The 21137-nt window shown below is 59.6% G+C and carries 22 protein-coding genes; 12 read left to right on the top strand and 10 right to left on the bottom strand.

Annotation, left to right across the window (positions count from 1 at the left end; all coding sequences use genetic code 11):
- Positions 1-64: 64 nt before the first annotated feature.
- Together HBN54_RS03430 and HBN54_RS03425 are read right to left on the bottom strand one after the other, a co-directional pair.
- The gene (locus HBN54_RS03430) at positions 65-457 is read right to left on the bottom strand and encodes a VOC family protein (RefSeq protein ID WP_168671722.1); all 393 of its coding nucleotides are present in this window, start codon (positions 455-457) and stop codon (positions 65-67) included.
- Positions 458-546: 89 nt separating this feature from the next.
- A complete protein-coding gene (locus HBN54_RS03425; protein WP_168671721.1) occupies positions 547-2331 on the bottom strand; it encodes an ABC transporter ATP-binding protein in 1785 nt (594 codons plus the stop codon).
- A 255-nt stretch (positions 2332-2586) separates the two neighbouring features.
- Here HBN54_RS03425 and HBN54_RS03420 point away from each other — a divergent pair, with 255 nt between their 5' ends.
- The 8 genes from HBN54_RS03420 (at position 2587) to coaE (ending at position 8922) form a co-directional block, all read left to right on the top strand.
- Positions 2587-3678, top strand: a complete 1092-nt coding sequence (locus HBN54_RS03420) for a Glu/Leu/Phe/Val dehydrogenase (RefSeq protein WP_168671720.1) — start codon at positions 2587-2589, stop codon at positions 3676-3678.
- Between the two features lie 117 nt (positions 3679-3795).
- A complete protein-coding gene (nusB, locus tag HBN54_RS03415) occupies positions 3796-4992 on the top strand; it encodes a transcription antitermination factor NusB (RefSeq protein WP_168671719.1) in 1197 nt (398 codons plus the stop codon).
- A gap of 156 nt (positions 4993-5148) precedes the next feature.
- Positions 5149-5460: a YtxH domain-containing protein gene (locus HBN54_RS03410; RefSeq protein WP_168671718.1), complete on the top strand. Its 312-nt coding sequence runs from the start codon at positions 5149-5151 to the stop codon at positions 5458-5460.
- A 128-nt stretch (positions 5461-5588) separates the two neighbouring features.
- On the top strand, positions 5589-6587 hold the full coding sequence (locus HBN54_RS03405; protein WP_168671717.1) for an isocitrate/isopropylmalate dehydrogenase family protein: 999 nt from the start codon (positions 5589-5591) through the stop codon (positions 6585-6587).
- Positions 6588-6717: 130 nt separating this feature from the next.
- Positions 6718-7218, top strand: coding sequence for a DUF1573 domain-containing protein (locus HBN54_RS03400; protein ID WP_168671716.1), 501 nt, complete (start codon positions 6718-6720; stop codon positions 7216-7218).
- Positions 7219-7244: 26 nt separating this feature from the next.
- Positions 7245-7580 carry a preprotein translocase subunit YajC gene (gene yajC, locus HBN54_RS03395; protein ID WP_168671715.1) on the top strand — a complete coding sequence of 112 codons (336 nt, stop codon included), beginning with the start codon at positions 7245-7247 and terminating at the stop codon, positions 7578-7580.
- A 3-nt stretch (positions 7581-7583) separates the two neighbouring features.
- Positions 7584-8276, top strand: a complete 693-nt coding sequence (locus tag HBN54_RS03390; RefSeq protein ID WP_168671714.1) for a YbbR-like domain-containing protein — start codon at positions 7584-7586, stop codon at positions 8274-8276.
- A gap of 37 nt (positions 8277-8313) precedes the next feature.
- Entirely contained in the window at positions 8314-8922 is a 609-nt protein-coding gene (gene coaE, locus HBN54_RS03385; protein WP_168671713.1) for a dephospho-CoA kinase, read from the top strand.
- Positions 8923-8975: 53 nt separating this feature from the next.
- On the opposite strand, the gene HBN54_RS03380 is transcribed toward coaE, so the two are convergent.
- The gene (locus tag HBN54_RS03380; protein ID WP_168671712.1) at positions 8976-9296 is read right to left on the bottom strand and encodes an ArsR/SmtB family transcription factor; all 321 of its coding nucleotides are present in this window, start codon (positions 9294-9296) and stop codon (positions 8976-8978) included.
- 245 nt (positions 9297-9541) lie between these two features.
- On the opposite strand from HBN54_RS03380, the gene HBN54_RS03375 reads away from it, so the two are divergent.
- The 3 genes from HBN54_RS03375 to HBN54_RS03365 all read left to right on the top strand — a co-directional run bounded on the left by HBN54_RS03375 (position 9542) and on the right by HBN54_RS03365 (position 13208).
- Complete coding sequence (locus HBN54_RS03375; RefSeq protein ID WP_168671711.1) at positions 9542-10771, top strand: Glu/Leu/Phe/Val dehydrogenase dimerization domain-containing protein; 1230 nt, start codon at positions 9542-9544, stop codon at positions 10769-10771.
- A 348-nt stretch (positions 10772-11119) separates the two neighbouring features.
- A complete protein-coding gene (locus HBN54_RS03370) occupies positions 11120-11863 on the top strand; it encodes an LOG family protein (RefSeq protein WP_235955380.1) in 744 nt (247 codons plus the stop codon).
- 145 nt (positions 11864-12008) lie between these two features.
- Complete coding sequence (locus HBN54_RS03365) at positions 12009-13208, top strand: lycopene cyclase family protein (protein ID WP_168671709.1); 1200 nt, start codon at positions 12009-12011, stop codon at positions 13206-13208.
- A 65-nt stretch (positions 13209-13273) separates the two neighbouring features.
- Here HBN54_RS03365 and HBN54_RS03360 read toward each other — a convergent pair whose 3' ends face one another.
- From HBN54_RS03360 to HBN54_RS03350, 3 genes are all read right to left on the bottom strand, one after another.
- Complete coding sequence (locus HBN54_RS03360) at positions 13274-14029, bottom strand: ABC transporter ATP-binding protein (RefSeq protein ID WP_168671708.1); 756 nt, start codon at positions 14027-14029, stop codon at positions 13274-13276.
- A 31-nt stretch (positions 14030-14060) separates the two neighbouring features.
- On the bottom strand, positions 14061-14282 hold the full coding sequence (locus tag HBN54_RS03355; protein ID WP_035561220.1) for a DUF2795 domain-containing protein: 222 nt from the start codon (positions 14280-14282) through the stop codon (positions 14061-14063).
- A gap of 99 nt (positions 14283-14381) precedes the next feature.
- Entirely contained in the window at positions 14382-15701 is a 1320-nt protein-coding gene (locus HBN54_RS03350) for a DUF349 domain-containing protein (protein WP_168671707.1), read from the bottom strand.
- A gap of 283 nt (positions 15702-15984) precedes the next feature.
- Here HBN54_RS03350 and ettA point away from each other — a divergent pair, with 283 nt between their 5' ends.
- Positions 15985-17649, top strand: a complete 1665-nt coding sequence (gene ettA, locus HBN54_RS03345; protein WP_168671706.1) for an energy-dependent translational throttle protein EttA — start codon at positions 15985-15987, stop codon at positions 17647-17649.
- 105 nt (positions 17650-17754) lie between these two features.
- On the opposite strand, the gene HBN54_RS03340 is transcribed toward ettA, so the two are convergent.
- The 4 genes from HBN54_RS03340 to HBN54_RS03325 all read right to left on the bottom strand — a co-directional run bounded on the left by HBN54_RS03340 (position 17755) and on the right by HBN54_RS03325 (position 21056).
- Positions 17755-18369: a response regulator transcription factor gene (locus HBN54_RS03340; protein ID WP_168671705.1), complete on the bottom strand. Its 615-nt coding sequence runs from the start codon at positions 18367-18369 to the stop codon at positions 17755-17757.
- Positions 18370-18633: 264 nt separating this feature from the next.
- The gene (locus HBN54_RS03335; RefSeq protein ID WP_210427916.1) at positions 18634-19311 is read right to left on the bottom strand and encodes a zinc metallopeptidase; all 678 of its coding nucleotides are present in this window, start codon (positions 19309-19311) and stop codon (positions 18634-18636) included.
- A gap of 106 nt (positions 19312-19417) precedes the next feature.
- Positions 19418-19897: a D-glycero-beta-D-manno-heptose 1-phosphate adenylyltransferase gene (gene rfaE2 / locus HBN54_RS03330; RefSeq protein ID WP_168671704.1), complete on the bottom strand. Its 480-nt coding sequence runs from the start codon at positions 19895-19897 to the stop codon at positions 19418-19420.
- A gap of 109 nt (positions 19898-20006) precedes the next feature.
- Positions 20007-21056 (bottom strand): lysylphosphatidylglycerol synthase transmembrane domain-containing protein, encoded by a 1050-nt coding sequence (locus HBN54_RS03325; protein WP_168671703.1) that lies wholly within the window; start codon positions 21054-21056, stop codon positions 20007-20009.
- Between the last annotated feature and the right edge of the window lie 81 nt (positions 21057-21137).

The following is a 21137-nucleotide window of genomic DNA, read 5'->3' as shown; positions in this document are numbered from 1 at the left end:
ACTAAACAAAACGGCCGCCTTGCTGAGCAGGGCGGCCGTTTGGCGTTTTCAACAGGCATTTCGTTTAGCCCAACGGCTCCAGCAAGTCCCACTTGTTGCCGTACAGGTCTTCGAATACGGCTACATGCCCATAGACCTCGCTGCGCGGGGTTTCGAGGAAGTGCAGGCCGCGGGCTTGCAGCACGGGGTGGTCGCGCCAGAAGTCGTCGGTGTGCAGAAACAGCCAGACGCGGCCGGCCCCCTGCCGGCCCACGGCTTGTTTTTCTTCGTCGGTTTTGGCCTCGGCCAGTAGCAGGCTGCAGCCGGCGGGGCCGGGCGGCGCTACCACTACCCAGCGCTTGCCGTCGCCCATGTCGAGGTCGGAGGCAAGCGTGAAGCCCAGCACGGTAGTGTAGAAGGCAATGGCTTCGTCGTATTCACGAACGAGCAGGGTGACGTGGGCAAGGCGTTGGTTCATCTGGTGAGGGGTGAAATGGCGAGCTTGATGTTCAATGGATGTGTTGGTCCGTGAAATCACTATTTCACTATTTCACCCCCTCACCGCTGCTACGCTTCTTCGGTTTGGAGTTGCCGGTCGTAGAGGGCGCGGTAGAGGCCGCTGGTGTCGGCCATCAGGGCGTCGTGGGTGCCGTGCTGCACGATGATGCCATCGTCGAGCACCAGGATTTCATCGGCCAGCTTCACCGACGAAACGCGGTGCGAGATGATGAGGCTGGTGCGCGCCGCCATAATGCGCTGGAGGCTGCCGAGGATGGCATTTTCCGTCTTGGTGTCGACGGCGGAAAGGGAGTCGTCCAGAATCAGAATTTTGGGCTCCTTCACCAGGGCGCGGGCCATGCTCACGCGCTGCTTCTGGCCGCCCGAGAGGGTGATGCCGCGCTCGCCCACTTTGGTATCGAAGCCCTCGGGGAAAGCGCGAATATTCTCGTACACGTCGGCATCGCGGGCGGCTTGCAGCATGCGGGCCTCGTCGGGCTCATCGAGGCCGAAGTTGATGTTGTTGCGGATGCTGTCGGAAAACAGGAATACGTCCTGCGGCACGTAGCCAATCTGGCCGCGCAGGGCGCGCAGCGAGTAGTCGCGCACATCGGTACCATCAATGTTGATACTGCCAGCCGATACGTCGTACAGGCGGCAGAGCAGCGCGGCCACGGTGGTTTTGCCCGAGCCGGTGTTGCCGATAACGGCCAGCGTCTGGCCCGGCTTCACGCGGAAGCTCACGTTTTTCAGGGCCTGAATGCCGGTGTCGGGGTAGGTGAAGGACACGTTTTCGAACACGATATCGCCTTCCAGTTCGCGCTGCACGTTCTGCCGCGAGATGATGTCGGTTTTCTGGTCCAGAAACTCGTTGATGCGAGCCTGGGAGGCCTCGGCCCGCTGCACCAGCGAGGAAGTCCAGCCCAGGGCCGTGACCGGCCAGGTGAGCAGGTTCACGTAAATCAGGAACTCGGCAATGGTGCCCGTGGTGATGGTGCCGCGAATGACTTCCTGCCCCCCTACCCACACCGTGATGAGCGTGCTCAGGCCAATGAGGAACAGAATAAGCGGGAAAAACAGCGAATTTACAAAGTTCAGGCTCAGCGACTTTTCTTTATACTCGTTGCTGGCGGCCGAAAATTGCGCGTGCGAATCCTGCTCGCGCACGAACGATTTCAGCACCCGAATCCCGGAAAAAGCCTCCTGCACAAAGGTGGTCATGCCCGACAGCGCCCGCTGTATTTCGTCGGACTTCCGCTCAATCAGGTTATTGACGTAGAAGATGCTGACCGACAGCACCGGCAGCGGTAGCAGCGTGTACAGCGTCAGCTTCACGTTCACCATGAGCATGAGCGGCACGATGAGCAGGAACAGTAGCACCAGCTGCAGGAAATACATAATGGCCGGCCCGAGGTACATCCGCACCCGACTCACGTCTTCGCTGATGCGCGACATCAAATCGCCGGTGCTGTGGCGGCGGTAGAAGCTGAGCGGTAGTGACTGGTAATGCTGGTAAATCTGGTTCTTCTGGTCGTTCTCAATGTGGCGCGACATCACGATGAGCGTCTGGCGCATGAAGAACAGGAAGATGCCCCGCAGCAGGGCCAGCACAATAATGAGCACTCCGTAGAACAACACGTTGCGCCCAAAAAGCTGGTACACGCTGCTCTGCGCTTCGGTGCCGGCGTAGAGGTGGTATAGGTCGATGCCTTCGTTCACCAAATCGAAGGCATAGCGCACCAGTTGAGCCGGAAAAATGGCCAGCAAGGTGCTCAGCGCCACAAACAGCAACCCGGCGAGGAAATGCCACTTGTAGCGGAAAATGAACGGGTTAACGGCGTTGAGAGCGCGCACAGGCAAGGTGGGAAAGGGGCCGGTTCGGGAAAATAGCGGTACTTTTGCGGCTTGAAAGAGAATCTAGAACGTCATGCAGAGCGCAGCGAAGCATCTTTACCGCTCAACGCAATCAAAAGATTAGTAGCGAGGTAAAGATGCTTCGCTGCGCTCTGCATGACCGCCCGGTTTCTCCGTATAAGACCCAACAAAGTTACGCCGTACTATTCTCACCCATCCATCCCACAATTCCCACCAACCTTCAATTCATTTCCCATGATTGAAACCCAGATTGTCGCCCCCGAGTCGATTTTCGGCCAGATTGCCGAGCACCAGCACGAGCAGGTCGTGTATTGCCACGACCACGAGACTGGCCTCAAGGCCATCATCGGCATTCACAACACGGTGCTCGGGCCCGCCCTCGGCGGCACGCGCATGTGGCACTATGCCTCCGATGCCGAAGCCCTGAACGATGTGCTGCGCCTCTCGCGCGGCATGACCTACAAGGCCGCCATCTCGGGCCTGAACCTGGGCGGTGGCAAGGCCGTCATCATCGGCGACGCCGCAACGCTAAAGACAGAGGCCCTGCTGCGCAAGTTTGGCCGCTTCGTGAAGAACCTGAACGGCAAGTACATCACGGCCGAGGATGTGAACATGACCACCAAGGACATGGAGTACATTCGCATGGAAACCAAGCACGTAGCCGGCCTGCCCGAGAGCATGGGCGGCAGCGGCGACCCCTCACCGGTGACGGCCTATGGCGTGTACATGGGCATGAAAGCCGCCGCTAAAAAAGCATTTGGCTCCGAGAGCCTGGCTGGCAAGCGCATTGGTGTGCAGGGTACGGGCCACGTGGGCACCTACCTGCTGGAGCACCTGCAGAAAGAGGGCGCCAAGCTCATTGTGACCGACTACTACGAAGACCGCGCTCTGGACGCAGCCAACCGCTTCGGCGCCACCGCCGTGGGCCTCGACGAGATTTACGACCAGGAAATGGACATTTACTCGCCCTGCGCGCTGGGTGCCACGCTCAACGACGACACCATTCCGCGCCTGAAGGCCCGCGTGGTGGCTGGCTGCGCCAACAACCAGCTCAAAAACGAGAACCAGCACGGCCCCGAGCTGGTGCGCCGCGGCATCGTGTACGCCCCCGACTTCCTCATCAACGCCGGCGGCCTCATCAACGTGTACTCGGAAGTAACGGGCGGCAGCCGCCAGGGTGCCCTCACCCAAACCGAAAAAATCTACGATTTCACCCTCCAGGTTTTGGCTAAGGCCGAAGAAGAAGGCACGCACCCGCAGGCCGCCGCCATCAAGCAGGCCAAGGAGCGCATCGCCAGCGTGGGCCGGGTGAAGTCGACCTATTAGGAGGGTTGAGTTTTGAATGTTGAGGGTTGAGTTGGCAGGTTTTCAACACACTGTCGGCCTGCCAGCCTAACCTTCAGCTTTCAACTCAACCCTCAACATTCAAAACTCAACCCTTTTATGTTAAATCGCCGCCTCCTCCGTATCAAAGTCATGCAGTCGCTCTACTCCTACCACCAGGCGGTGGGAGCTGATTTGATGCTGGCACAGGACCGCATCGCGGCTGCTTTCGAGCCCGACCTGACGGCCAAAGAGGCCCCCGACCGCCGCCAGCTGGAAGGCCAGCGCAAGATGGGCGAAGCCCAGCTGCGCGACTGGTACCGCACCGGCACGATGCCCGAGAAAACGGACGACAAAGCCGTGGACAAGGCCGTGACCGATGCCATCAACTCCTTCCAGAACCAGGTGAAGAAGGACGGCGAGTTCTACGGCGGGCAACTGCTGGTGGGGGCCGAAAGCATCCACGACCAGTACCTGCACCTGCTGAACCTGCCCGCCGCCCTGCTCGGCGTGATTGAGGAGGAGCAAAGCCGCGAGGAGCGCCGCCGCCTCGGCCCCCGCGAGGATGCCCAGGATGCTACCCGCCTGCACCGCAACACTGCTATTGTCAAGCTGATGGCCAACGAGCAGCTCCAGACCCAAACCATCCGGCGTAAGCTGGCCTGGGAGGGTAATGAGGAGCTCGAAGCCCTGCGCGCCGCCTGGGAAGAGATGAAGGCCGACGAAACCGTGCGGGCCTACCTCAACGGCAAGGACATCGACCAGCCCGAAATGGACTACGACACGGACCTTGAAATCCTGCGTCATATCTATAAGGACTTCGTGTTCAAGGGCGAGGCCCTGCCGCGCCAGCTGGAGTCTGATGATTTGAACTGGGAAGAGAACCGGCCCATCGTGCGCAACCTGGTGCTGAAGACGCTGAAAATGCTGCCCTTCGCCGCCGAGCCCACGCAGGAGCTCATGAACCTCTCGGCCAACTGGGCCGACGACCGCGAGTTTGCCGAAACCCTCTACAAGCAGACGCTCATCGAGGACGACAAGATGGAAAAGCTTATCGCCGGCTCGGTGCAGAACTGGGACGTAGAGCGCGTGGCCCTGCTGGATAAAATCATCCTGAAGATGGCGCTTACCGAGATGCAGCTATTCCGCGGCATTCCGGTGAAAGTTACTATCAACGAGTACATTGAAATCAGCAAGCTCTACAGCACGCCCAAGAGCAAGCAATTTGTGAACGGTATTCTCGACAAGCTGGCGACGGATTTGGCCGCCAGCGGCGACATTCGCAAATCGGGCCGCGGCCTGCTGGATAACCAATAGCACAGCAATGCGGGCTTCGGCCGGTAGTGTCAACCCACAGGCCTGACCTGAACGGCGTGCTGAAGCCCGCACTACGCTACTTTTGCATCTACGGCCGCGTTTCTGCGTAGGCAATAATGAAAACACTCTCACCCCCTCTTCCCTAACCCAACGACCATGGCCAGCAAAACCACCACCGGCATCCTGTGCTTCGCGGGCGGCGCCCTCACCGGCGCGGCCCTTGGCTTGCTCTATGCCCCCGAACCCGGCACCGAAACCCGCTCCTGGCTCAGCTACCAGCTCGAAAAGTACCGCTCGGTACTCGCCGACCTCACCGAAAGCCTCGTAACCAGCCGCGAAGGCATTGGCCAGTCTACCGCCAAAAGCGAAGGCCAGCGCGTGATTTCCGACGCCAAATCGAAAGCCGAACAGCTGCTTGGCGATGTTGACCAGCTCATCAACCAGATTAACTCCCGCAAAGGCGCTTAATTTTTTTACGGGTACCTAAGTAATTGACGGAATGGGAGAATGAGTGACCGGCCGATGAAAATTCAGTCTTCACTCATTCACTCATTCCGTTCTTTGCTTTCTCATTCAGTCATTTATTACCAATTACGATGCACCTAGTAACCCTTATTCCCGGCGACGGCATAGGCCCCGAAATCACAAAAGCAGTAACCGATATTTTTGCTGCCGCCCAGGTGCCCATCGAGTGGGAGGAGCAGAACGCCGGCCAGACCACGTTCGACCAGTCGGGCGAGCTGATTCCGAATTCTTTGCTCAAGTCACTGGAAAAGAATAAGGTGGCCCTCAAAGGCCCGATTACTACGCCCGTGGGCAAGGGCTTCCGCAGCATCAACGTGACGCTGCGCCAGAAGTACGACCTCTACCAGAACGTGCGGCCCAGCAAAACCACTGCCGGCATCCACACCCGCTACGAGGGCATCGACCTAGTGCTGTTCCGCGAAAACACCGAAGGCCTGTACTCGGGCCTGGAAGTGTGGGATGAACGCCTCGGCATTGCCGATGCTATTGCCCGCGTCACGGTGGAAGGTTCGCGCAAAATTTGCCGCGCCGCTTTTGCCTACGCCGCCAAGCACGGCCGCAAAAAGGTGACGCTGGCCCACAAGGCCAATATCATCAAAATGGCCGGCACGCTGATGCTCAACGCCTGCAAAGAGGCCAGCAACGAGTTTCCGCAAATTGTGTTCGAGGATAAAATCATCGACAACATGTGCATGCAGCTTGTGAACAAGCCCGAGCAATTCGACGTGATTGTGACCACCAACCTGTTCGGCGACCTGCTGTCGGACCTCTGCGCCGGCCTGGTGGGCGGCCTGGGCGTAGTGGCCGGGGCCAACATCGGCGACAACATGGCCATCTTCGAGGCCGTGCACGGCTCGGCCCCCGACATTGCCGGCCAGGGCAAAGCCAACCCCACGGCCCTGCTCCGCTCGGCCATTATGATGTTGCACCACCTCGGCGAGCACGCCAAAGCCGACCAAATCGACAAAGCCCTCGAAGCTACCCTCATGAACCAGGAAGAGTGCACCGGCGACCTCGGCGGCAAAGCCAGCACCAGCCAGTTCGCCCAAAGCATTATCGACAAGCTTTAATTTTATACGGTTGTGTCCCGTCTGTCATCCTGAGCTTGCGAAGGACCTTACCGCGTTGGAACGAATTGTTCGGCCGTGATGAGGTTATTCGCAAGCTCAGGATGACAGAACCAAGCAACTTTTCAATTCAATGAAACACCAAATTTTCCTTGCCGCAGCGCTGTTACTCGGAGCCTGCAACCGCGACAAAGCCCCCGAAGCGGGCACCGCCGGCATCAACGCCGCCGCAACCGTGGAAACCGACGCCGCTAACCCCACCGTGGACAACCCCAACGTGGTGAGCGACAACGAAACGCCCAACCCCAACGCCCCGGTGATGAAATTCGCCGAAGCCGAGTTTGACTTCGGCGACATTCAGCCCGATTCCAAAGTTCACCACACGTTTACCTTTACCAATACCGGCAAGTCGCCGCTGCTGATTGAAGACGCTACCGCTTCCTGCGGCTGCACCACGCCCAGCTGGACCAAGGAGCCCGTGGCTCCCGGGGCCGAAGGCAAAATGGAAGTGCAGTTTGATAGCCGCGGCAAGCAGGGCATCATCAGCAAGCAGGTAGCGATACGGGCCAACACCCAGCCCAGCATCACCACCCTGCTCATCAAAGGCAATGTACTCACTCCCAAGGCTAATTAGCCAACCAAGCTTTTCACTCAAACGCCATGTTTCTGACTTTTTTACTGAAAGCGGCCGGTGGGGCCGACTACGCCCAGCCACTGTTCCTGCTGATTGCCGCTGGCGTCTTCTATTTCTTTATGATTCGGCCGCAGCAAAAGCGGGCCACCGATGCCAAAACCTTCCGCCAGTCGCTGGCTAAAGGTTCGCGCATTGTCACCATCGGCGGCCTGCACGGGCTGGTGGTGGAGCTCACCGACGACACCGTGGTGGTGGAAGTGGACCGGGGCACCAAGCTGCGCTTCGACCGCTCGGCCATTGCCCGCGAAGTAGGCAACAAAGCCAACACCGGTACCGGAGCCGACACCATCGGGGCCGCTTAACCCATGGACGGGCCGCTGAATCGGGCAGGCTGGCTGCTGCGCTGGTTCGTGCGGCCCTTCGCGGGCCAGGAGCCCAGCTTTTACCGGGCCATCACGGCCTGCCTGCTCGCGGCGGGCCTGTTCTGGCAGATGAATGCCCTGAACAAAACCTACACCACCCGCCTGAATTACCCGCTGGCCTGGCACTACGACTCGGTGCATTACGTGCCCATGCGGCCTTTGCCGGCGGCACTGCCCGTCACGGTTACGGGCCAGGGCTGGCGGCTGCTGCGAGCCAACCTGGGCTGGGGCACCCACCCCGCCGACCTGCGCCCCGTGCCCCTGCCCGGCACCCGCTACCTGCCCGCCACCGCCTGGCGCCGGGGCCTGCAAAACGCGCTGGAAGGCGTGCAGGTAACCGAGTGGGCCGGCGATACCCTGCGCCTCACCTTCGACCGCTACGCCAGCCGCCGGCTGCCGCTGGCCCTGCCCCCCGACTCGGCCCGGCGCTACCGGGCCAGCTTCACGCCCGCCATGGTTACTTTTCGGGGGCCGGCCAGCCTGGTGCAGGCGCTGCCCAACCCCTACCCTATTGCACCGCCCCAGGCTTCGGCCCCAGGCAAGGCAGAGGAAGTAGAAGTTGAGGCCACGGTGGTTACGCCGGCCCGCATCCGGGCGTCCGTGCCCACGGTGCAGCTCCGCCAGACGCGGCGATAGTTTCAGTCGCTCCTTTATTCAATTCTCTATTTTTCTCATGCTACGCATTGGCATCACCGGCGGAATCGGCTCGGGCAAAAGCATTGTCAGCCGCTTGTTTCATGCGCTGGGCGTGCCCATCTACGATGCCGATACGCGGGCTCGCTGGGTGATGGAAAACGATGCGGAACTACGCCAGCAGCTCATCGCCGCCTTCGGCCCTGCTACGTATGATGCCGCCGGCCGCCTCAACCGGCCCGTGCTGGCCGGCACCGTGTTCAACAACCCGGCGCTGCTCGCCCAGCTCAATGGCTTGGTGCATCCGCACGTAGGCACCGATTTTGAGCATTGGGCCGTGGCGCAGGCACGGGCTGGCCACGCCTACGTGCTAAAAGAAGCCGCACTGCTGTTTGAAGCCGGCTCCTACAAGCAGCTCGACCGCGTCATCACCGTGTTTGCGCCGCTGGCGGTGCGGGCGGCCCGCGTGCTCCGCCGCGACCCGCACCGCTCGGCCGCCGATGTGCAGGCCATCATGGCCAAGCAGCTTAGTGAGGAAGAAAAAATGGCCCGGGCCGACTACGTGCTCACCAACGACGATGTGCTGCCGCTGCTGCCACAGGTGCTGGCCCTGCACGCGGCCTTCGGGGCCGGGCCGGCTACCCTATAAATAAAGAAAGGCTGCCTCTTGCGAGGCAGCCTTGTCCTTCGGACGCTGGTAGCTTAGATGCGGCCGGAGTAATCCTCCAGGGTATCAATCACTTTCAGGAGCTGGGGCACCGCCAGCGAATAATAAATCTTCGTGCCGATTTTGCTGGACTTCAACACGCCCCGGTCTTTGAGGGTGATGAGGTGTTGCGAGGCAATAGCTTGGGGCAAGTCGAGGGCCTGGTAAATGTCGGTCACCGACATTTGGCTGTCTTTGCCTTTCGTTTTCCCTAGCAGGTCCACAATGGCAAGTCGCTTAGGATGAGATAGAACCTTGAGCATAGCCGCGGCGCGGTCCAACTGTTGCGCTTCTACACGCGAATGCAATGGTTTCATGAAATCGATAAAAAGTGAAGGGAGAAGTGGAAGAGTAGAATAAGTGCAATACAGTAGTACTACATATGTAGTTCCGAATCATTACGCAAAATAGGGGTAAAGGGGTTTGTTATTCCTAGAATACTATAATATTTATTCATTTTCATTTCTTACTGGAATGCTATTTCCGACGTCCACCCACTTCGGGGGCGGGCGCTACCTTTGCGGCTCTGCTCATTGGCAGATTCTTTTACTATTCCCACCCTATGCTCGACCTCCTCACCAAGTTTGAAAACAAGCGCCCCGAAATCGTCTTCGAATGGAAAGACGCCGAAACCGAAGCCGAAGGCTGGGTCGTTATCAACTCCTTACGGGGCGGAGCCGCCGGCGGCGGCACCCGCATGCGCAAGGGGCTGGACAAGCGCGAAGTAGAAAGCCTGGCCAAAACAATGGAGGTAAAGTTCACGGTTTCCGGGCCGGCCATTGGCGGGGCCAAGTCGGGCATCAACTTCGACCCGCAGGACCCCCGCAAGCGCGGCGTGCTGGAGCGCTGGTACCGCGCCGTGTTCCCGCTGCTGAAAAATTATTACGGCACTGGCGGCGACCTCAACGTGGACGAGATTCACGAAGTCATCGCCATCACCGAGGAATACGGCCTCTGGCACCCGCAGGAAGGCGTGGTGAACGGCCACTACCACGCCACCGAACCCCAGAAAATTCAGAAACTCGGCCAACTCCGACAGGGCGTAATCAAAGTGGTGGAAGACGCCACCTTCTCGCCCAATCTGGCCCGCAAGTACACCGTGGCCGACCTCATCACCGGCTACGGCGTGGCCGAGGCCGTGCGCCACTACTACCGCCTCTGGCCCGGCACCGAGCTGCGCGGGCAGCGGGCCATCATTCAGGGCTGGGGCAATGTGGGCGCGGCGGCGGCCTATTACCTGGCCGGCCAGGGCGTGCGCATCGTGGGCATTATCGACCGGGCCGGCGGGCTGCTGAACGCCGAGGGCTTCGGGCTGGAAGAAATCCGGGCGCTGCTGCTGGCCCGCCAGGGCAATGCGCTCACCGCCGACAACCTGCTCTCCTTCGAGGAAGTGAATGAGAAAGTGTGGGCCATGGGGGCCGATATTTTTATTCCGGCGGCTTCGTCGCGCCTCGTGACGCAGGCGCAGGTGGAGCAATTGGTGGCCGGTGGCCTCAAGGTTATCAGCTGTGGGGCCAACGTGCCGTTTGCCGACCCCGAGATTTTCTTCGGCCCCACCGGCGTCTTTGCCGACGAGCGCACGGCCGTTATCCCCGATTTTATTGCCAACTGCGGCATGGCCCGCGTGTTTGCCTACCTCATGGAAACCGGCGCCGAAATCACCGACCAGGCCATTTTTGCCGATACGTCGCGCATCATCGGCGCGGCCCTGGGGCGCACCCACGCCGAGAACGCACAGCCCACCGGCATTGCGCAGCGCTCGTTCGAAATGGCACTGCGCCAGCTGGTGTAATTTTTTTAAATGTGAAAGATGTGAGAATGTAGAAATGTGGGAAGTAAGCGCTTTGATAAACTAACGGCATTACTCATTTCCCACATTCTGCACATTTACTCATCTTTCACATTTTTAAAAGGCATTTTTATTTGATAACAATTCGATAACTTTGACGCCCTACTTTTGGTCGCCCCGCATCCGGGGCGATTTTGCTTTTGAAGGAATTCCCAATTGAATAATATGTCTACAATCAAAAAAGCTAAGACCAGCAAGACCAAACTCTCCGACGACATGCTGAATGCCGGCAGCGGCAAGACCATCACGCAACCCAACGTCAACGACGATAAGCTTACCTCCATCACGGAGATGCGCCAGACCACCAATGGCCAGACCGCCATGGCCATCGATGACGAGCAGCGCCTGCGCAAAGCCTTCGTGGACAAGGACTGGAACGAGATTAAAATCGCCGACTCCTGGCAGATTTTCAAGGTGATGGCCGAGTTTGTGGAGGGCTTCGAGAAGATGTCCAAAATTGGTCCTTGCGTGAGCATCTTCGGCTCGGCCCGCACCAAGCCCGACAACCCCTACTACCAGCTGGCCGAGGAAATTGCCTCGAAGCTGGTGCGTCACGGCTACGGCGTTATCACGGGCGGCGGCCCCGGCATCATGGAAGCCGGCAACAAGGGTGCCCGCGCCGAGGGCGGCAAGTCGGTGGGCCTCAACATTGAGCTGCCTTTCGAGCAAACCCACAACATATACATCGACCAGGACAAGTGCATCAACTTTGACTACTTCTTTGTGCGGAAGGTGATGTTTGTGAAGTACGCACAGGCCTTCGTGGGCATGCCCGGCGGCTTCGGTACCCTCGACGAGCTGTTTGAGGCCATGACCCTGATTCAGACCAAGAAAATCAGCCGCTTCCCCATCGTACTGGTGGGCTCGGCCTACTGGAACGGCCTGTTTAAGTGGATTGAGGACGTGATGCTGCACGAGGAGCACAACATCTCGGCCGAGGACATGCAGTTGGTGCAGATTGTGGACGATGCGAGCGAAGCCGTGAAAATCATCGACGACTTCTACCACAAGTACCTGCTGTCGCCGAACTTCTAGGACCACGGATTTAGCGGATTTCACGGATTTTGTAGTCGGTGCTATTCGGTTTCGAAACCATTGGATTGGAAAGCCGCTTCTTCGGGAGCGGCTTTTTTTGTAGTTAGCTTCGTTCGTTTGCCGCCGGTTTGGCGGGTTTTCTCTTATGTCATCAACTGCTGCCGCCGCTATTCCGGAATTTGATTACCTCATTGTGGGCGGCGGCGCGGCGGGGCTCAGCCTGGCGTACCACATTGCGCAGGAACCCCGGCTTGCCGGCAAGAAAGTGCTGATTATTGAGCCCGATGCCAAGACGCAGAACGACCGCACCTGGTCGTTCTGGGCCGATGAGCCGGGAATGTTCGACGATATTGTAGCGCACGAGTGGCGCAAAATTGCCTTCCGCAGCCCCGGCTTCGAGCGTGTAATTGACCTGGGCCGCTACCGCTACAAAACCATCAACGGGCTGGATTACTACCGATTCGTGCAGCATGCGCTGGCCCATAATCCGCAATTCACACGGGTGCACGGCAATGTCGAGCAGTTGGAAAACACCCCGGCTGGCACACGCGTCACCACGGCAAATGGCGATACCTATACCGCCCGCTACGCCTTCGACAGCCGCCCGCCCAACCTGGTGCAGCTGCGGCAGCCCGAGAAGCACCGCTACCTGCTACAGCACTTCGTGGGCTGGGAAATCGAAACCGAATCCGACGTTTTCGACCCCGCCACGGTGGAATTCATGGATTTTCGCGGCGCCCAGCAGCACGAGGCGCGGTTTATCTACGTGCTGCCTTTTTCGGCACGCAAAGCCTTGGTCGAGTACACGTTGTTTTCGGAAACCGTATTACCCAAAGCGGAGTATGAAGCGGCAATTCGCGCGTATTTAAGCGACGTGCTCGGGCTGAAAACGTACCGTATTATAGCCGAGGAAGTGGGGGCAATTCCGATGACAGACCACCCGCTGCCGGCCCGCAACGGCGCGCACATCATCAACCTGGGCACGCGGGGCGGGCGGGCCAAGCCCAGCACCGGCTACGCTTTCAAGCGCATTCAGCAGCACTCGGCGCGGCTGGTAGCGGCGCTGGCCACCACCGGCCACCCACCCACCAACGCCACCGGCGACAAATGGCAGTTCCAACTGTTCGACACGCTGTTGCTCGACATCATGCAGCGGCGGGGCGAAACAACGAGGGACATCTTCCGGCAGCTCTTCGAGCGCAACCCGGTGGAGCGCATCTTCCGCTTTCTGGATGAGCAAACTTCCTGGACCGATAACCTGCGGGTGATGAATTCGGTATCGGCGGGGCCGTTTATGCGGTCCATCGGGCAGGTCCTGCGCGGCCGACCGGGGAAAAGGAGTTAGGAGTTAAGAGTGCAGAGTTAAGAGTTAATGGGTACTACAAACTCTTAACTCTGCACTCCTAACTCTTAACTCATACCTCCCAAAGGCGCCTGTTCCAGCCATGTCCGGGCCTCGCGCACCGTAGCTTCGGACAGGGGGCGTAGCTGCGGCTGCGGCTCCGAAAGATTCAGTAAATAGCCGGTGAGGGCGGGCAGGTTGTCGAGGTCGTGGGTGCTGCACAGCACGGTTTTGCCCTGCTGGGTGGCCCAGTCGTGCACCAGGCTGAACACCTGGCGGCGGTAGTACACATCGAGCTGCTGGGTGGGCTCATCGAGCAAATACACTTGCGCATCCTGCAGGCTGAGCTGGGCCAGCCACACCAGCTGCTGCTCGCCACCGGAGAGCTGGGTGAAATCGCGGGCGGCCAGGTGGGCCATGCCCACACGGGCCAGGGCGGCATCGGCCAAGATATAATCGGCCGGGGCATAGGAGCTTAGCAAGCCGTGGTGGCGGTAGCGGCCCATTACCACCAGCTCGCGCACGGCAATGGCAAAGTCGAGGCTGCCGCGCTGCGGCAGGTAACCCAGCAGGCCAGCTGTAGCGGCGCGGCGCAGGTCGCGCACTTCGTGGCCGTGCAGTTGGGCACTGCCTTCGTAAGGCAGCTGGCCCGTGAGCACCCGAAAAAGCGTGGTTTTGCCGCTGCCGTTGTGCCCCACCACGGCCACGAAAGCCGGCGCGGGCAGGCACAAAAAAAGGTTGCGGACCAACACCCTACCGGGGTAGCCCGCAACCAAATCTTCGATTTTTAGTGCCTGGTGGCTAGTGCCTGGTGCTTGGTCCATTGTTAGCAAAAAAGCCAAGCACCAAGCACCATTAATACTCGTCCTCGTTGAACATGAAGTCCTCCTTGGTCGGGTAGTCGGGCCATACTTCCTCGATGTTTTCGTAGGGCTGGCCGTCGTCTTCCAGGGCTTGCAGGTTCTCAACTACCTCCATGGGCGCACCCGAGCGGATAGAAAAGTCAATCAGTTCGTCTTTGGTGGCGGGCCAGGGAGCATCTTCCAGGTAGGAAGCAAGTTCGAGTGTCCAATACATAATGAAGCGGATAAAAAAGGGTGGGCGAAGGTAACAGTTTCCCGTCAAGATACAAACGGTAGGGCCGGTGAAACCGACAACGCAAAATATCGGCCAAGGTTAGCCTGCCGTCTGCGCCTGCTGGCTGAATAATTCAATCAGGTCGTTTTTCGTGCGAATTTTGCGTTCAAACGACCGAATTTTGGTTTGCAGCATCTGCCGGAAAGCGTCGTTGGCGGCGCTGGGGCTGAGGTTGTCGAGGTTGGCACGCAGCGTGTTAAGCTCCTCGTGGTCGTCCTTGAGCAGCTCGCGTAGGGTGCTGGCCCGGAAGCGGGCGCGCTCGGCCGGGGCGGTAGGCATAGGGGCCCCATCGGCGCGCTTGCGCAGGTGATATTCGAGGGCGCTGAGCTCAAAAATCTTATCGCAGGCCACCATAAAACGCTGCCAGATGCGGTCCGACTCCTCGCCGCGCACGGTGCCCACCTGCTTCCACTCGGCTTGCAGGGACTTGGCCTGATGAATGGCTTCCTGCGGCGGGATGGCCATCAGGGCTTCGGCGCGCTCGGCCAGGGAGCGTTTGCGGGCCAGCAGCACTTCGGGCGTGGCGGGGGCACCGGGGGCACCGGCCGACTGCTGCGCGGCAATGTGCACCTTGAGGCGCTCAAAAAAGTGGTTGTTGGCGGCCCGAAAGCGCGTCCAGAGTTCGGAAGCCTGTTTTTTGGGCAGGTTGCCGTTGACGTCGCGCCAGGCCTGCTGCAGCACTTTGAGCTGGCGCGAGGTGGTTTCGAACTGGTCGGAATTTTTGAGGGCTTCGGCCTGCTGAATAAGGTCGCGGTAACGGGTTTGCACCCGGTTGGCCATGGCCTTCTTATCGGACTGAAAGGACTTGCGGCGGTCGAAAAATACTTGAATGGCCGTCTGGAAGCGGTGTTCCAGCTCGTCGGTCATGGCTTTGTCGATGGGGCCGGTTTTGAGCCAGCCCTGGCGCAGGTCCTTCACCTTCTCGCTGGCCGATATCCACTCCACGCTTTCGCTGAGGGCTTCGGCTTCGTGGATGAAGCTGATTTTGGTGGCCAGATTTTTTTCGCGGTTGCGAACCACGGTCACGGCAATGGCATCCTCGGCCTCGGTGAGGCGGCGGTGCAGGCTGGCAAAATCGCCGAGGCCGTCGTGGGTCAGGAGCTGCTCTTTGAGGTGCAGGGCCTTCATCAGGAAGGAGCCTTTGTTGTCGCTGGCCTGCATTTTTTCCAGCAGCGAATCGACTTTGGCGCGCAGGGTTTCAAAACGTTGGCTGAAGTACCGCAGGGCGGCATCGTCCGAATCTTTGACTAAGCCAATCTGGCGGGCGGGCTGGCCCAGCACGGGGTGTAGCCATACGCCGTCGGCTTCCACATAGCCGTAGCGCTTGGCTTCGGCCAGTAGGTGGTCGGTTGGTTCCATAACAGATAGTAAGCTCGTAGGTAGGAGGGTGGGGTACTTGGGTAGGAGGGGCAAAAAAGAAGGTAGGGGCTGCCGCTGAAACGCAGACCGGGAAGGGACTACAAGTTTACGGTAAAAACGTGATGAAAAGATGTACCATTCGTTAAACCCAGGCGAAACCGGCGCATTCGGCGGTATCGGCCAGACCAACTCGTTTTTAGAACCTGGGGCCGGGGTGTGGGTTGCAAGCGGCGGCTGTCGTTCTTTGCAGCTGCATTTCTTTCATTAGCCCCACCCCCACCCCATGAGCGACCAGACCATTATTTTCAGCATGGCCGGCGTGAGTAAGATTTACCCGCCGCAGAAGCAAGTTCTCAAAAACATCTACCTCTCGTTTTTTTACGGGGCCAAAATCGGCGTGCTGGGCCTCAACGGCTCGGGCAAGTCGAGTTTGCTGAAAATTATTGCCGGCGTTGATAAGCAGTTTCAGGGCGAAGTGGTGTTCTCGCCGGGCTACTCGGTGGGCTACCTGGAGCAAGAGCCCCAGCTCGACCCCACCAAAACCGTGCGCGAGGTGGTGGAAGAAGGCGCCGCCGAAACCGTGGCCCTGCTGAAGGAATACGACGAAATCAACGAGGCCTTCGGAGCCGAAGACGCCGACTTCGACAAGCTGCTCGACCGCCAGGGCAAGGTGCAGGAGCGCCTCGACCAGCTCGACGCATGGAACCTCGACACCAAGCTGGAGCGCGCCATGGACGCCCTGCGCACCCCACCCGAAGACGCCATCATCGGCAACCTAAGCGGCGGTGAGAAGCGCCGCGTGGCCCTGTGCCGCCTGCTGCTACAGGAACCAGATGTATTGCTGCTGGACGAGCCTACCAACCACCTCGACGCCGAAAGCGTGTACTGGCTGGAGCAGCACCTGCAGCAGTACAAAGGCACCGTGATTGCCGTGACCCACGACCGGTACTTCCTCGACAACGTAGCCGGCTGGATTCTGGAACTGGACCGCGGCTCAGGCATTCCGTGGAAGGGCAACTACAGCAGCTGGCTGGAGCAGAAAACCGACCGCATGGCCAAGGAGGAAAACTCCGAGAGCAAGCGCGCCAAAACCCTGCAGCGCGAACTGGAATGGGTGCGGATGTCGCCCAAAGCCCGCCAGAGCAAGGGCAAAGCCCGCCTGGCCAACTACGACAAGCTGGCCAGCGAAGAAGCCAAGGATAAGGAACAGAAGCTGGAGCTGTTCATTCCGGACGGCCCGCGTCTGGGAGCGCAGGTGATTGAGGCGGAGGGCATTACCAAGGCTTTTGGCGACAAGCTATTGTTCCAGAACCTGAGCTTTGCGCTGCCGCAGGGTGGTATCGTGGGCATCATCGGGCCGAACGGTGCGGGCAAAACTACCCTGTTCCGCATGATAACCGACCAGCTGCAGCCCGACGCGGGCACGTTCGAAGTCGGCCCCACGGTACAGACGGCCTACATCGACCAGCAGCACGACACTTTAGACGGCAGCAAGTCGGTGTTCGACACAATCACGGGCGGCACCGAAACCATGCTCATGGCTGGCCGGCCCGTGAACTCCCGCGCCTACGTGAGCAAGTTCAACTTTGGCGGCGGCGACCAGGAGAAGAAAGTGGGCACGCTCTCGGGCGGCGAGAAAAACCGCGTGCACCTGGCCATGACTCTTAAGCAGGGAGCAAACTTATTGCTGCTCGATGAGCCTACCAACGACCTGGACGTAAACGCCATCCGGGCGCTGGAGGATGCGCTGGAAAACTTTGCCGGCTGTGCCGTCATCATCAGCCACGACCGGTGGTTCCTAGACCGACTGGCCACGCACATCCTAGCCTTCGAGGGCGACTCGGAAGTGGTGTGGTTTGAGGGCAACTTCTCCGACTACGAAGAAGCCAAGCGCAAGCGCCTGGGCGATGTAGAGCCGAAGCGCGTGCGATACAAGAAGCTGGGGTAGTAACCTGTGCACAAATAAAAAGCCCGGGCCGCTGGAAAATTCCAGCAGCCCGGGCTTTTTATTTGTCAGGCAGCGTAGCGCGAATGGGTTGGCGCCACTCGCTACTCACGCCACCCAGCCCTCGCGCACGGCGCGGGCGGCCAGGCCGACCAGCGTGCGGGTGCCGGCTTTTTGAAGCAGCATGCGGCGGTGGCTTTCCACGGTGCGTACGCTCAGGCAGAGGCAATTGGCAATTTCCTCGTTGCAATGGTCGGCCACCACCAGGCGCAATACTTCCAGCTCGCGCCGGCTGAAGGGGTCGGGCACGGCGCAGGCCCGTGGGGAACGGCTGGTGCCAGCAGGGCTGGTTGGCGCATCCAGCCACTGCGCCAGCGCCCCAACCAAGGCGTGGGGCAGCACCTGGCGAGACAGTTGCAGGGGCTGGCCGGGGCCGGCCGGTGGCAAAGCGGGCAGCTGGTGGTCCGTCAGCACTACTGAGCGCAGGCCGGGCCGGGCCCGTTGCAGCCGGCTGAGCAGCTCGGGCAGGTTCCGGCCGGGCAGCTGCTCATCCAGCACCAGCAGGCTGAAGGCATAATGACCGACCAGTTCCACCAGCTGCGTGGCATCGGCGGTGAGGGTGAGCTGGAGCTGGGGCCATTGCTCCCGTAGGGTTGCTACCAGGCCTTGCCGGAGTAGTGTGGGCGCGGCCGCCACCAGGGCCGTGGGGGTAGAAAGAATCATCGCATTGGCAGATTCAATACAGTGAACCTGCTGACCAATAAGCTGTCGGAGGCTAAGCCATGGTGCAGGCAACAGGAGGAAAGGGCTGACAAATTAGTAGTTTTGATTTCGAAAAGCAATACTATTTAATATTTAGATAGTTTATTTTAAAATAAACCCATTAGCTTGTCCTATCCACCATTTCCTACCCAGGGGCCGGCCATAAAAAGAGCCGCCACGCTGCAAGCAGAATGGCGGCTCTTTTAGCAAAAATGCAACAGTACCTTACCGGCGGCGCATGAAAATACTCACGTAATAAAGCAACGTGGCCAGCGAGGCCAGGGCGGCTACCACGTAGGTCATGGCAGCCCACCAGAGCGCGTCTTTGGCCATGGCGTGCTCCTGCACGGTTACCACACCGCGCTTGTCCATCCAGGCCAGGGCCCGGCGAGAGGCATCGAACTCGACCGGCAGCGTGATGAACGAGAACAGCGTGGTGAGGGCAAACAAGCCAATGCCCACGCCCAGCGGAATCACACTCCGGTTAATCATAAAGATGCCGGCAATCAGAATGAAGGGCATCCATTTCGATACCGCCGTGAGGGCCGGCACCATAGCCGACCGGAATTGCAGCATGGAATACGCCGTGGCGTGCTGCACGGCGTGGCCGCACTCATGGGCCGCAATAGCAGCCGCGGCCGCACTGCGCTCGGCGTACACGCCTTCGCTCAGGTTCACGGTTTTATCGGTGGGATTGTAGTGGTCGGTGAGCTGGCCGGTGGTGCTGATGATGCGGACATCGTAGATGCCGTGGTCGGCCAGCATGCGGGTCGCGATTTCGGCCCCGCTCAGGCCCGAGCTCAACCCAATCTGGGCATACTGTTTAAACTTGCTGCGCAGCCGCCATTGAACGGCCCAACTGGCAGCCATCAGCACAATGATGAGCAAATAGGAAGAAGACATGGGGAGAGAGTGAAATGAAGAAGCACGCGCGGCAAAATGCCGAGTGTTGCTATCAAAACACCTTCTCTGCAAAAAAGATGCAGTATTTACGGTTCTGCCAAAGTGGCTACTGCGTGGCGATGATGTGCGCCACGATGCGCGAGGTGCTGTAGCCCGCCACCAGCGGCACCGTGAGCACCTGCCCGCCTCGGGCCAGCACCATCTCGTGGCCCACTATGCGCTCCACGGCGTAGTCGTCACCCTTCACCAGGATATCGGGCTGCACCAGCTCGATGAGCGCCAGGGGCGTGGGCTCGCCAAAGAGCACCACGGCATCTACAAAGGCCAGCGCGGCCAGAATGCGGGCCCGGGCCTCTTCGTCCTGAATGGGCCGGCCGGGCTTGAGGCAGCGCACCGAGGCATCGGTATTCAGGCCCACCACCAGGGCATCGCCCAGATGCCGGGCCTGCTCCAGGTAGTCGACGTGGCCGAGATGCAGCAAATCGAAGCAGCCGTTGGTGAACACCACTTTGCGGCCTTGCGCGCGCCAGTGGGCCAGCGTGGCCGGCAGCTGCTCGCGGGTCAGGATTTTATCTTTCGTCCACATGGGAAGGGAGTTAGGAGTTATGAGTTAAAGGTTAGGAGTTAAGAGTTTCCTGATTGAACAAAGCGTTGGCTGTTTGCTCGTTTGCAACTCTTAACTCCTAACTTTTAACTCATAACTCAGATGTCAGCGGTTCGTCGGCCAGGGCTTCGGCTTCGGTGAGCAGGCTGCGCTTGTCGGCGGCGGCCACGGCCACGAAGCTGATGCCACCCATGAGCACCACCAGCAGCGTTTGGGCCCCGTGCACCACCAGGGCGTAGGCAATACCGGCCTCTTTGCTCACGCCGTACACCAGCAGAATGCCCTGCACCATGACGTGGAACGGCCCGATGCCGCCCGCCACCGGCGCGGCCATGCCAAAGGCCCCGAAGGTGAGCACGGCCAAACCGGCCTTCATGTCAAGATTATAGGTTTCGGGAAAGCAGAAAAAGGCCAGGTAGTCCATAAGGTAATATACGCCCCAGGTAAACAGCGTGTGGAGCAAAAACACGCCCTTATTCTCCATCTTCAAAATGCTGAATACCCCTGCCAGCAGGCCTTTCACAAACAGCACACCTTTGTTGAAGAAAGCATTTTGCCGCAGGCGCTCCAGGTTGCGGAACAGTGCGTAGCCCGTGGCCAACAGCAGCACCCCGCCAATAATGGCCGCGATGAGCAGCGGCGTCCGGTTGCGGGCCAGCGTCTCGTAGCGCCCGCCCAGCACCTGCACCGTCACAAAATTCCAGAAGGTATTGAAATCCAGCAGCAGCAGGCTGGTAATCAGACCCAATAGCACCAGTACGTCAATCACGCGCTCCGTCACCACCGTGCCCAGCGCCACCTGCACGGGCACGCCGCTCGTGCGCCGCAGCACCGAACAGCGGATGACCTCGCCCATGCGCGGCAGCACCAGATTGGCCAGGTAGCCTACCATCATGGCGTGGTACACAGCCCAGTACGGGGCTGGCGTTTGGGAAGCGTTGAGTTGCATCTGCCAACGATAGGCCCGGCTGAAATAGCCCAGCGCCGACAGCGTAAGCGTGAGCGTGAGCCAGAAATAATTGGCCGTGGCAATGTAGTGCCCGATGCGCGACAGGTCCTGCCCCCGCACCGCGTACCACATCAGCGCCCCCGAAATACTCAGCAGCAGCAGGTACTTAACAATCGTCAGCAGGTGTTTCATCAATTACAATGGGTGAATGGGTAAATGAGTGAATGGGTGAATGAGTGCGAGACTTGTTCACCCATTCACTCATTTACCTAT

The sequence above is a fragment of the Hymenobacter artigasi genome, from assembly GCF_012275535.1.
Classification (GTDB): domain Bacteria; phylum Bacteroidota; class Bacteroidia; order Cytophagales; family Hymenobacteraceae; genus Hymenobacter; species Hymenobacter artigasi.
Note: the sequence above shows the minus strand (reverse complement) of the source record. Positions and strands in the feature narration are given on the sequence as shown.

What these genes read in the sequence shown, in the direction of transcription:
- HBN54_RS03325 (WP_168671703.1), bottom strand. Translation starts at nt 21,056, where the DNA reads ATGAAACACCTGCTGACGATTGTTAAGTACCTGCTGCTGCTGAGTATT.
- rfaE2 (WP_168671704.1), bottom strand. Translation starts at nt 19,897, where the DNA reads ATGTGGACGAAAGATAAAATCCTGACCCGCGAGCAGCTGCCGGCCACG.
- HBN54_RS03340 (WP_168671705.1), bottom strand. Translation starts at nt 18,369, where the DNA reads ATGATTCTTTCTACCCCCACGGCCCTGGTGGCGGCCGCGCCCACACTA.
- HBN54_RS03370 (WP_235955380.1), top strand. Translation starts at nt 11,120, where the DNA reads ATGCGCCAGACCACCAATGGCCAGACCGCCATGGCCATCGATGACGAG.
- HBN54_RS03350 (WP_168671707.1), bottom strand. Translation starts at nt 15,701, where the DNA reads ATGGAACCAACCGACCACCTACTGGCCGAAGCCAAGCGCTACGGCTAT.
- HBN54_RS03400 (WP_168671716.1), top strand. Translation starts at nt 6,718, where the DNA reads ATGAAACACCAAATTTTCCTTGCCGCAGCGCTGTTACTCGGAGCCTGC.
- ettA (WP_168671706.1), top strand. Translation starts at nt 15,985, where the DNA reads ATGAGCGACCAGACCATTATTTTCAGCATGGCCGGCGTGAGTAAGATT.
- yajC (WP_168671715.1), top strand. Translation starts at nt 7,245, where the DNA reads ATGTTTCTGACTTTTTTACTGAAAGCGGCCGGTGGGGCCGACTACGCC.
- HBN54_RS03360 (WP_168671708.1), bottom strand. Translation starts at nt 14,029, where the DNA reads ATGGACCAAGCACCAGGCACTAGCCACCAGGCACTAAAAATCGAAGAT.
- HBN54_RS03420 (WP_168671720.1), top strand. Translation starts at nt 2,587, where the DNA reads ATGATTGAAACCCAGATTGTCGCCCCCGAGTCGATTTTCGGCCAGATT.
- HBN54_RS03335 (WP_210427916.1), bottom strand. Translation starts at nt 19,311, where the DNA reads ATGTCTTCTTCCTATTTGCTCATCATTGTGCTGATGGCTGCCAGTTGG.
- HBN54_RS03410 (WP_168671718.1), top strand. Translation starts at nt 5,149, where the DNA reads ATGGCCAGCAAAACCACCACCGGCATCCTGTGCTTCGCGGGCGGCGCC.
- HBN54_RS03380 (WP_168671712.1), bottom strand. Translation starts at nt 9,296, where the DNA reads ATGAAACCATTGCATTCGCGTGTAGAAGCGCAACAGTTGGACCGCGCC.
- HBN54_RS03355 (WP_035561220.1), bottom strand. Translation starts at nt 14,282, where the DNA reads ATGTATTGGACACTCGAACTTGCTTCCTACCTGGAAGATGCTCCCTGG.
- HBN54_RS03365 (WP_168671709.1), top strand. Translation starts at nt 12,009, where the DNA reads ATGTCATCAACTGCTGCCGCCGCTATTCCGGAATTTGATTACCTCATT.
- HBN54_RS03430 (WP_168671722.1), bottom strand. Translation starts at nt 457, where the DNA reads ATGAACCAACGCCTTGCCCACGTCACCCTGCTCGTTCGTGAATACGAC.
- coaE (WP_168671713.1), top strand. Translation starts at nt 8,314, where the DNA reads ATGCTACGCATTGGCATCACCGGCGGAATCGGCTCGGGCAAAAGCATT.
- nusB (WP_168671719.1), top strand. Translation starts at nt 3,796, where the DNA reads ATGTTAAATCGCCGCCTCCTCCGTATCAAAGTCATGCAGTCGCTCTAC.
- HBN54_RS03405 (WP_168671717.1), top strand. Translation starts at nt 5,589, where the DNA reads ATGCACCTAGTAACCCTTATTCCCGGCGACGGCATAGGCCCCGAAATC.
- HBN54_RS03375 (WP_168671711.1), top strand. Translation starts at nt 9,542, where the DNA reads ATGCTCGACCTCCTCACCAAGTTTGAAAACAAGCGCCCCGAAATCGTC.
- HBN54_RS03390 (WP_168671714.1), top strand. Translation starts at nt 7,584, where the DNA reads ATGGACGGGCCGCTGAATCGGGCAGGCTGGCTGCTGCGCTGGTTCGTG.